Annotated in this window: 2 protein-coding genes; both read right to left on the bottom strand. The window is 71.6% G+C overall.

The features are described 5' to 3' along the window. Positions 1-134 precede the first annotated feature (134 nt). The gene (locus tag AC1DP0_RS21530; protein ID WP_478088554.1) at positions 135-1,334 is read right to left on the bottom strand and encodes an MFS transporter; all 1,200 of its coding nucleotides are present in this window, start codon (positions 1,332-1,334) and stop codon (positions 135-137) included. A 92-nt stretch (positions 1,335-1,426) separates the two neighbouring features. Continuing rightward, positions 1,427-1,831 (bottom strand): enoyl-CoA hydratase-related protein (locus AC1DP0_RS21525; protein WP_478088551.1); only part of this gene is annotated, 405 nt, incomplete at its 5' end.

The following is a 1,831-nucleotide window of genomic DNA, read 5'->3' as shown; positions in this document are numbered from 1 at the left end:
CAGCACCATCGGGCGACTCATCCCCGGTACGCCCACCCCCGGGCGGCCACACGTGGCCTCTCGACATGCCGGAGGCGGCCACACGTGGCCATTCGACGGTTCACTGCGGCGAGGACGTATGCCGCGTGGGGCGGTCAGCGGAGGGTGTGCAGCTCGCGGCGGGTCAGGAACGCGCGGGTGCCGAGGGCCATGACGAAGGCGAAGCTGCCCGCGATGATGGCCACCCAGTAGCCGTGCTGGGCCCCGATGTGGTCGACGACGACACCCGAGACGGCCGAGCCGGCCGCGACACCGACGATGATGCCGGTGAGCACGATCGTCATGCCCTCGTTGAGCTGCGCCTTGGGGACGATGCGCTCGATGAGGTTCATCGTCGTGATGAGGGTCGGCGCGGTCGCCATCCCGGCGACCATCATGAGGCCGGCGAGGATCCAGAGGTTGGGGGCGAAGAGCACCGGGATCTCGAGCACCGCCATGCCGAGCGTGCCGGCGACGAGGAGCTTGACGAGGCTGCGCCCGTGCGAGACGTGACCGAAGACGAGGCCCGCGGAGGCCGACCCCACGGCATACAACGCGAGGATGGCGCCCGCCGCGCTCGGCGCGCCCAGGTCCTGCGAGACGGCGAGGGTGACGACCTCGTTGACGCCGAAGATCGCGCCCGTCATCACCATGATGAAGGCGAGCGGGACGAGCCCCGGCACGGTGTACGCGTGCGCGGTCGGGCGCTCGTGGTGCGGGACGACGGGCGGCTCCGTGGAGCGCGCCGAGATGAAGACGAGGACGCCGACCGTGTAGGCGACGGTCGCGAAGGCGAACCCGGCCTCGGGGAAGAGCGTCGTCGACAGCCAGATCGCGAGGACCGGGCCGATGACGAAGGTCACCTCCTCCATCACCTGCTCGAACGACATGGCCGCGTGCAGGTTCTTCGGGTCGTCGGCGAAGATGTGCGACCACCGCGCCCGGGCCATCGTGCCGAGGTTCGGGATGGCGCCGCACAGGGGGAAGGTGATGAAGAGCAGCCACGACGGCCAGCCGCGCAGCGACGTGAGCAGCGTCATGACCGCCCAGAAGCCGGACCAGAGGAAGAACGGGATGGCGATGCGCCGTTGGCCGTAGCGGTCGACGAGTCGGCCGAGGATCGGCGCGAAGAGCGCCAGGGACACCATGCCGACGGCGACCACGGCGCCGGCCAGCGCGTAGGAGCCGGTGCGCGCCGCGACCATCGCGACCACCGACACGGCGAACATCGAGCCGGCCGTGCGGGCGACGAACCCGCCGGCGATGAAGACACGGGCCCCCGGCACCTCGAAGAGAGGTCGGTAGGACGCCAGCACTGATGCTCCTCTCGGTCGGGGACGGCCAACCTCCCCATCCTTGCATTCCAGCGCCCGAGGAGGGGAATGCCGGGTTTGTGGTGCGACGCGCGTCAGCTGCCGTGCTTGCGGCGCAGCGACCACATCTGCGGCGAGCGCTCGACCTCGACGGCGACGTCCCACGGCATGCCGCCGGGCGCGGTCTCGCGGCGGAAGCTCGCGACCATCCGCCGGGCGAGTGCGGGGTCCTTCGCGACCCGTCGGGCGATCTCGAGGGCGCGGTCCTGCACGTCGCCGTCGTCGTGTGCCGCCCAGGCCAGGCCCAGCGCCACGGCCCGGTCCCCGTCGACCTCGTCGCCGAAGAGCCCGAGGGCCGCGGCGGCCTCACGGCCGGCGACCCGGTTGATCAGGGTGAAGTGCCCGCCGCCGGGATGGATGCCGATCTGGGCGAACCCGGGCAGCAGCCGGGCCGTGCGCGAGACGATCCGCAGGTCGGTGGCCAGGGCCAGGTTGAGACC

The organism is Terrabacter sp. P5_B1, assembly GCF_056400505.1.
Note: the sequence above shows the minus strand (reverse complement) of the source record. Positions and strands in the feature narration are given on the sequence as shown.